At 42.1% G+C, this 8206-nt stretch carries 4 protein-coding genes; all 4 read right to left on the reverse strand.

Features of this window, described 5'->3' with window-relative positions:
* Positions 1-20 precede the first annotated feature (20 nt).
* The 4 genes from M1F97_RS08770 to M1F97_RS08785 all read right to left on the reverse strand — a co-directional run bounded on the left by M1F97_RS08770 (position 21) and on the right by M1F97_RS08785 (position 7581).
* A complete protein-coding gene (locus M1F97_RS08770; RefSeq protein WP_247944842.1) occupies positions 21-3116 on the reverse strand; it encodes a DEAD/DEAH box helicase in 3096 nt (1031 codons plus the stop codon).
* A 92-nt stretch (positions 3117-3208) separates the two neighbouring features.
* Positions 3209-4375: a MalY/PatB family protein gene (locus M1F97_RS08775; protein WP_247944843.1), complete on the reverse strand. Its 1167-nt coding sequence runs from the start codon at positions 4373-4375 to the stop codon at positions 3209-3211.
* Between the two features lie 7 nt (positions 4376-4382).
* Positions 4383-5477, reverse strand: coding sequence for a cystathionine gamma-synthase (locus tag M1F97_RS08780; protein ID WP_247944844.1), 1095 nt, complete (start codon positions 5475-5477; stop codon positions 4383-4385).
* Between the two features lie 145 nt (positions 5478-5622).
* Positions 5623-7581, reverse strand: coding sequence for a peptide ABC transporter substrate-binding protein (locus M1F97_RS08785; protein ID WP_000748530.1), 1959 nt, complete (start codon positions 7579-7581; stop codon positions 5623-5625).
* Between the last annotated feature and the right edge of the window lie 625 nt (positions 7582-8206).

Here is an 8206-nt window from a genome sequence, read left to right on the forward strand (position 1 = left end):
TAGCGTATTGTCTTGATTTTTCAAGTGCTGGCTTCAGAAATTCCCAAAATTTCACGAATTTCTGCCAGACTGAGACTCGCACGCGACTCTGTACCATCTAAAACTTGGGAAACCAAATGTTTCTTTTGTTCTTGAAGTTCTTGGATCTTTTCTTCAATGGTTCCCTTGGTAATCAAACGATAGACCTCGACCATCTGCTCCTGCCCCATGCGGTGGGCTCGTCCGATAGCCTGTGCTTCGACAGCAGGATTCCACCAGAGGTCAACCAAAATAACCGTATCAGCTCCCGTTAGATTGAGACCAACACCACCCGCCTTAAGGGAGATGAGAAAGGCATCTCTTTCTCCTTGGTTAAAGGACTTGGTCATCTCCTGTCTTTCTTGAGCAGGAGTTGAACCTGTGATTTTGAAGGAAGTCAAGCCCAAGTCTGGTAGTTCTTGCTCAATTTTTTCCAACATTCCTTTGAATTGTGAGAAAATCAAGACCCGATGCCCACCATCAGCCACTTGTAGCAATAAATCTCGGAGACTATCCAATTTACCACTAGCTCCTTGGTAATCGTCCATAAAGAGAGCTGGCGTATCGCAGATTTGGCGCAAACGCATGAGACCAGATAAAATTTCTACCCGACTTCTCTGGAATTCTTGATCTGTCACTTGGGCTAGTCGGTCTCGCATCTGTTGCAACTGGGCTAGATAGATGGCCTTCTGCTGGTCTTCCAGTTCATTTTTATAGACGACTTCGATTAGGTCAGGCAGTTCTGTAAGGACTTCTTCTTTCTTACGCCTCATGACGAAGGGCTTGATAAACTGCGCCACTCGCTCAGCTGGTAATTTCATAAACTCTTTCTTGTTCGGCAAGAGCCCTGGGAGGACGATTTGAAAGATAGACAACAACTCTCCTAGATGGTTTTCTATGGGCGTTCCTGATAAAGCAAAGACTGCTGGTACCACAAACTGGCGCAAACTCTGGGCAATCTTGGTTTGAGCATTTTTCATAACTTGGGCTTCATCTAAGAAGAGAAAATCAAAGGCCATCTCTTGATAAAGCTCGCTGTCTTGACGAAAGGTGGCATAGCTAGTCACATAGATTTGGTGATTTTCAAAAAGAATCGCTTCTCGATTCGCTTTCAAACCATGAACAACAGCCAAATCCAACTGTGGGGCAAATTTCCTGAATTCATCTGCCCAATTGTAGATTAAACCTGACGGCGCTAAAATCAAGACCCGACTTTCTTCGGTCACCTGACTAGTCAAAAAAGCGATAGTTTGCAGTGTTTTTCCCAGTCCCATATCATCGGCTAGGATGCCACCAAAGCCATAGTGATGAAGCATCTGGAGCCAACGGACACCCTTTTCCTGATAGTCTCTCAAACTTGCCTGCACCCGTATATCTCCCAAAGGAAAGTCCTCTGGATGAGTCAAATCATGAGCTAAATGCTGAAATTCTTCCGAGAAGGAGATCCTGTCTCGACCCTCAAAAAGCTGAGACAGACTGTAAGCCAGAGATTTCCGAGCTTGAAAAGAACCATCTTTTAGCTCAACCCCCAGTTCCTGTAAATTTTGACGAATCTGCTTGGTTTCCTCATCAAAAAAGTACACTTGGTCAGAAGAACTGATATAGAAATCCTGATTGCTGGTCAGGGCTTTAAGAGCTTGATCAATCTCTTCTTGGGCAATCCCTTGGAAGTCAAACTGGATTTCCAACAGTCCCCTCTTAGACTCGATCTGAACCTGAGGAGCTTGGACGCTGTAGAGCTGATTTATCTCATCAGATAAGAAAACCTGACCCAACTTCTCAAAAGCTGGAATCGTATGGTGAAAGAAAGAATAAACTGCCTCTGGCTTCAAAGCCTGTCTCCAAGACTGAAAATCAGCCTCAAAACCAGCCCCTAAACAGACTTGAAATAGTTGGTTTCCCAAAACGGCATCGCTTGAAAATGGTAATTGTTCCAGCTGTTGATGACTAGTCACCTTAACATCTCCATAGTCAAACTGGATATCCAAACGGATACGGCCGTCATCCTCCTTATTAAAGTAAAAGATTGGTGAAAACTGTCTAATTTGCAAACGCTCGGGAGCAGAAACCGTGCCCAGCTGCCCAAACAAAGGCAGACAGGCGGCTAGGCGGTCACGATCACTGTTGTCAAACTGGAGGCATTTTCTCCCTCTTTCCTCCCGAGGGAGCTCCTTGAGTTCCTTCAAAAGAGTTATCTGATTAGGGGTCAAGAAATAAACATTCCCCTTACGAAAGAGAACCGCTCCCCCATAGAATACGTTAACCCGCTCAGTCTCAGAAATCTCCATCTCAAAATAATCGGGATACTCCTGCACAGAAAAAGAGAAAAGATTCGCTTCCGGATCTAAATCATGAAAGAGGAGATTTGCATAACTATCTATCTGGTGTTCGAAATGAAAATCTTCCAAGTTCATCAGCAACTCCACCCCCTGCTCAAAAAAGGTCAGAGGGAAAAAGAGGTGACGACCTTGATTAGGGAAAAAGAGCACTTGACTCAGTCCCTCCTCAATCAAGCCACATAAAAAAGTAAGAACATCTTGACTAGCTGTATCAAAAGCATCCCAAGACAAGTCATTCTCGTAGTGTTTCCCAATCATATATGGCTTTCGGTGGACTAAGACCTTCAAAAAGAGTGGAATATCACGGATGACGTAATATTTTTGACTATCAACTAAACCGATTCGGAGAGTCCAAAGGAGGCGATTGGTTCCAGCTTCCACTTGGCCTTGAGCCGACAAAGTGTAAGTCTCTTCTCGTTTTTGAGGTTGAACGCGCTCCAAAAAACTTCCACCAAAACTAACCTTGGTTTCGACCTCTTCTTGCTCTTCATGTCCTTTTTCTAAGGCTTGTAAAATCACCTGGCCTTCTTCATCGTTCTTCAGATAATGCTCGAGCGCTGCGAGGTGAACACAGTAACCTCTTTTTTGGAAAAAATCACAAGCACAAAAAACAAGATCATCCTCTAAACTGTAGCGCAAGTCTTCTCCCGCCACACGAGTATAGAGGCGATTCCCCTTTTCCTTGATAATCTCAATCTTGCCTGTCTCATAGAGAGTAACACCCTCCATACGCAACTTTCCTGGAATCAATTTAGCCATAGTTACCCCTTTATCTTATCTCTTCATTATACCACATTTTCCCCTATGAAAATAGCCTTCTAGGAAGACTTTTCTCCTAGAAGGCTGGATTTTTAAAGTGTAGAAAAAGTGGTCACGATGCGTTGACAAACCTCTTCCAATACTGACTTCGGCATGGCTACATTGAGGCGGGCATGAAGAGTTCCCTCCTCCCCAAAGTCCAAACCTCTGTTCAAGATGACCTTAGCTTCATTTCTCAAAAGCTCTTGCAAGCGCTCATCAGTTAGGTTATAGGCTGAAAAATCCAGCCAGATCAAGTAGGTTCCTTGCGGTTTCATGACCTTAATCTTAGTTTCGTTGCCCAAAACATCCACCACATAATTGATGTGGTCTTCAAAGACTTGCTTGAGTTCTTCTAGCCAATCCTTTCCATATCGATAGGCAGTTTCTGTCGCCAAATACCCCAAACCTGAAATTTCATGCTGGTTATTGGCCAACTGACGTTTCTGAAAAGCCGCTCGAAGTTTAGGATTTTCAATCACCGCATAAGAATTTTTCGTTCCAGCAATATTAAAGGTCTTAGTGGCACTACTCAAGATAAGGGCAAAGTCTTTAAAAGCTGGATCAATGGTATTAAAAGACTGGTGTTTGTGACCAAAGAGGGCCAAATCTTGGTGAATCTCATCCGAAACCAACAAAACACCGTGTTTTTGGCAGAGATTTCCGATCTTTTCCAACACTTCCTTTTCCCACACACGGCCCCCAGGATTGTGGGGATTGCAGAGGATATAAAGCTTCACATCCTCTCCCACCATATCCTTCTCCAGCTGATCAAAGTCAATCTCAAACAGCCCATCCTTTTCCACCAAAGGATTGGTAATCAATCGGCGATTGTTCAGTTTGACACTGCGGGCAAAAGGTGGATAGACCGGTGTGTTAATCAGGACAGCCTCACCTTCTTTTGTAAAGGCTTGAATAGCTGTTGAAATAGCTGGCACCACTCCCTCGATAAAAACGAGAGCATCTTTGTCAAAGTGATACCCGTGTTGACTGGCTTCCCATTCTTGAACCGACTGAATCAAAGCGTCGCTTGCATAAGTATAACCATAGACCAACTGATCCGCATAGGTTTGTACGGCTTGTCGAACCTCAGGCAAAACTACAAAGTCCATATCCGCTATCCAGGCTGGTAGAACTTCTCGATCAGCTTCCGCCTCTTTCCATTTATAGGTATGATGCCCAAAACGATTGGGCAGGCTTGTAAAATCATATTTTCCCATATCTATCTTATCCTTCCAAGGCTTGGCGCAAGTCCGCAATCAAATCTCTAGCATCCTCAATCCCAATAGACAAACGCAAAAGATCATCTGTCAATCCATAAGAATGGCGCACTTCTGCTGGAATATCCGCATGGGTCTGCGTCGTCGGATAGGTGATCAGACTCTCTACCCCACCCAAACTCTCAGCAAAAGAGAAGACCTTGAGGCTGTTCAAAATATGAGGAATACGTTTCTCATCCACTACTTTAAAGGAAATCATTCCCCCACGACCAGTATAGAGAACTTCCTTGACTGCTGGAGAATCCTTCAAAAAGGCAACCACTTCTTGAGCATTCGCTGTAGAACGTTCCATACGCAGAGACAAGGTCTTAAGACCACGAATCAACTGATAACTATCAAATGGTGACAAGACAGCACCTGTTGTATTGAGATTGTAAAACAGTTGTTCATATAGTTCTAAACTATTAGTCACAACTACCCCAGCCAAAACATCATTGTGCCCTGCTAGGTATTTGGTAGCCGAATGAAGAACAATATCTGCACCATCTTCGATTGGTCGTTGGTAAATCGGACTATAGAAGGTATTGTCTACGACTACTTTAGCCCCCTTGTCATGAGCTAGTTTTGCTAGTTTTGCAATATCAAATTCCAACATCAAAGGATTGGTTGGCGTTTCGATGTAGAGAACATCCACATGATTTTCCAGCTCAGCAATCAACTCTGCTTCAGTATTAGCATAGGTAAAATGGAAACGGCCTTCTTGCTCCACTTGGTTGAACCAACGGAAAGAACCCCCATACAGATCGCGCACAGCCAAGACTTTACTTCCTACTGGAAAGATACTAAAGGCCAGTACAATCGCAGCCATACCTGAGCTCGTCGCTAGGGCATAGTCTGCTGATTCGATTGCAGCCAAGACTTCCTCCGCCTTACTGCGAGTTGGGTTTTTAGTGCGGGTATAGTCAAATCCAGTAGACTGGCCAAACTCTGGATGCTGATAAGTTGTTGAAAAATGAAGTGGAGTCACCAAGGCACCTGTTGCCTTATCTGACTTGATTCCCGCCTGGGCCAAAATTGTGTTGATGTGTAGTTCTTTGCTCATACAATACCTCCAAATCTATAGTAACTATTGTACCACTTATTTTCGCCAACTCATTTTCTTCTTTTCAAGAGCTAGTTATAGTTTCAAACTATATAAAAGCGATAGTTCCTTGAGAAACTATCGCTTTTCCTGTTGAATAGACTGATTATTTAACGTGTTTTGCCAATTCTTCTTGGGCTTTTTTATTTGACTCTTCTTTTTCTTTCAGCCATTTTTCTTTAGCTTTTTCATACTCAGCAGTTGTCACCGTCTTATCTTGCAACTTAAGATACTTGTATGACTCTACACCTTTATTTCCAGCTTGTGAGAATGGTGCAGAGAATGGAACTGTCTTTCTCAAGCTAGGTGTTCCACCAAGGGAAACGTTTGGAATAGCAAGGGCACTATCAACGAGCCAAGCTTGAATTTCAGCATACTTTTCATAACGTTTTGCTGGATCTTGCTCTTTATTGGCTTCTTCCAACATTTGAGTATAGGTATCAAGTCCAACTGCCTTAGCCTTGTCATTGACCTCACCTGGTTCTAAACCAAAGTTTTGCAACATACCTCCGCTATTAACATTAAAAATATCAAGATAGCTTGACGGATCTAAGTAGTCAGCACTCCAACCACCATTGTAAAGGTCAAAATCCTTCTGGGCTGCTGTCTGAGCTAAATAACCAGAGCTATCATAATCCTCTGTTGACAGTTGTTGGATATCGATAACCACGTTCTCAGTTCCAAGAATAGATTCGATGGATTGTTTCATTGAACTAATCCCTTGAATTTCTGACTTATTGGTCATTTCAACAGTCTTATCCAAGTGAATTGGGAACTGAACACCCTTGGCTTCTAGTTCTTTCTTAGCTTCCGCAAACTTAGCTTTAGCCTTGTCAGGATTGTAGTAAGGATCCTGAGCATCAGCAAAGTTGATTCCTTGCCATTCTTGGCCATAGTTGACCATCTTTTCGGAAACAACATCACCAAAGTCTTTTCCGTTGATACTTACAAATGTAGGAGGTACAACTAGGTTACGAATAATCTTCGTTGCTCCGTCTTCCCCTTGAGATTGTGCCCCATAGGCCGTACGGTTGTAGGCAAAATTGATAGCTTGGCGGAAGTTTTTATTCAGAACTGCTTCTTGGGTAGATTTCTTTTCGATGTCAGTCGTTTTAGAAGTGAAATTATAAGATTTTCTATCTAGGTTAAAGTTCAAGTAGAAAGAAGTGGCATCTTGCATGCTGTAGATGATATTGTCCTTATTCTTCTCTTTAATCCCTTCAAAACTTGAGCTATTTGGATAGAGACGTGCGTAGCTGTATACTCCTTCTGTAAAGTTACGTGCTAGGGCATCTTGGTCACTTCCATCATAGTAGGTCAATTTCACATCGTCCACAAAGACATTTTTAGCATCCCAGTAATTCGGATTTTTCTTGTATTCGATGACGGATTTTGAAACAAAGGACTTCATCAAGAAAGGTCCATTGTACAAAATGTTAGAAGGATCAACCTTACCAAAATCATCCCCTTTTGATTTCAAGAAATCAGCATTGACAGGGAAGAGAATGGTTGAAGTTGTTTTAGAATTCCAGTAAGGTTCTGGTCGAGTCAAAGTGTACTGAACTGTTTGGTCATCAATCGCCTTAACACCGACAGTTGAAAAGTCAGTTGTTTTTCCGTTGATATAGTCATCCAAACCTGCTACAGAATCTTGAACCAAGTACAAGGCTTCAGATTTTTTATCTGCCGCATATTTCAAACCTGTCACAAAGTCTTGAGCAGTTACAGGGGCGTATTCTTCACCTTCGTATGTATACCACTTGGCATCTTTACGAAGTTTGTAGGTATAAGTCAAACCGTCCTTAGAAACGGTCCAATCCTCTGCCAATGATGGAACATAGTTTCCGTATTGGTCATTTTCCATCAAACCATCTACCAGATTGGTAACGATATCATTGGTTGTTGCACGGTTCTCTGCTAGATAGTTCAAACTAGATGGATCACTAGAATAGACATAGTTATATGTTTTAGATGAACTTGCTGAGTTCCCACATGCGCTTAGTAGGATACCCGCGCTTAACACGACACCTGCCAGTGTCAGATACTTGGCCTTAGACTTTTTCATTTCCAGAACCTCCTGTTTTAGATATTTGCCTTATTATACAGCTTTAGTTTTATTTAGTCAAGCAATTCCTGTCACAAAAGGTCGAAATTATATTATTTTCTCTACAAATTTTAGATTTTTATCTATTTCGTTAGGGATATGCAATGCGTAGTGTAATATTTTTACCCCTTATTCCTAAGTACTTTAAAAGCTGTCTTGTGATCCAGATATTCTCTTTGGCGGTGATTAATAACTAGCGAGATATCATTAAGTTCTTTAGAACGTTTAGAAATGGAAGTCCATCCCTTTTGATTCCAATATCAAGTTGGAGACAATCAGCAAGGATATAAGATGTATAGTATTTGATTTTCAAAATTTCAAAAATTTTAGAATGACGATTCTCGTCACTTTGAATGTTACAAAAGAGAGAGAAGCAATCTGCTTCTCTCTCATGCTTAATTAGATGTCACTCTCCACAGTTGACAAAGAGGCAAAAACCCCAGATAGCCTTGAGCCATCCGGGGTTCTTGTTTTCGTCGCTAAAATGATATCAACAATTTCATTTTAGCCGATTTTTGGGACTTAGTCTTCTAAATCCATTTCAGAAGCTGCTGATTTCTTCTTCTTGCCAAGAAGAGAGGCAGTT

Source organism: Streptococcus oralis (genome assembly GCF_023110435.1).
Classification (GTDB): domain Bacteria; phylum Bacillota; class Bacilli; order Lactobacillales; family Streptococcaceae; genus Streptococcus; species Streptococcus oralis_CF.

Excerpts from the sequence above, each read along its gene's own strand:
- M1F97_RS08770 (WP_247944842.1), bottom strand. The coding sequence starts at position 3,116 with ATGGCTAAATTGATTCCAGGAAAGTTGCGTATGGAGGGTGTTACTCTC.
- M1F97_RS08775 (WP_247944843.1), bottom strand. The coding sequence starts at position 4,375 with ATGGGAAAATATGATTTTACAAGCCTGCCCAATCGTTTTGGGCATCAT.
- M1F97_RS08780 (WP_247944844.1), bottom strand. The coding sequence starts at position 5,477 with ATGAGCAAAGAACTACACATCAACACAATTTTGGCCCAGGCGGGAATC.
- M1F97_RS08785 (WP_000748530.1), bottom strand. The coding sequence starts at position 7,581 with ATGAAAAAGTCTAAGGCCAAGTATCTGACACTGGCAGGTGTCGTGTTA.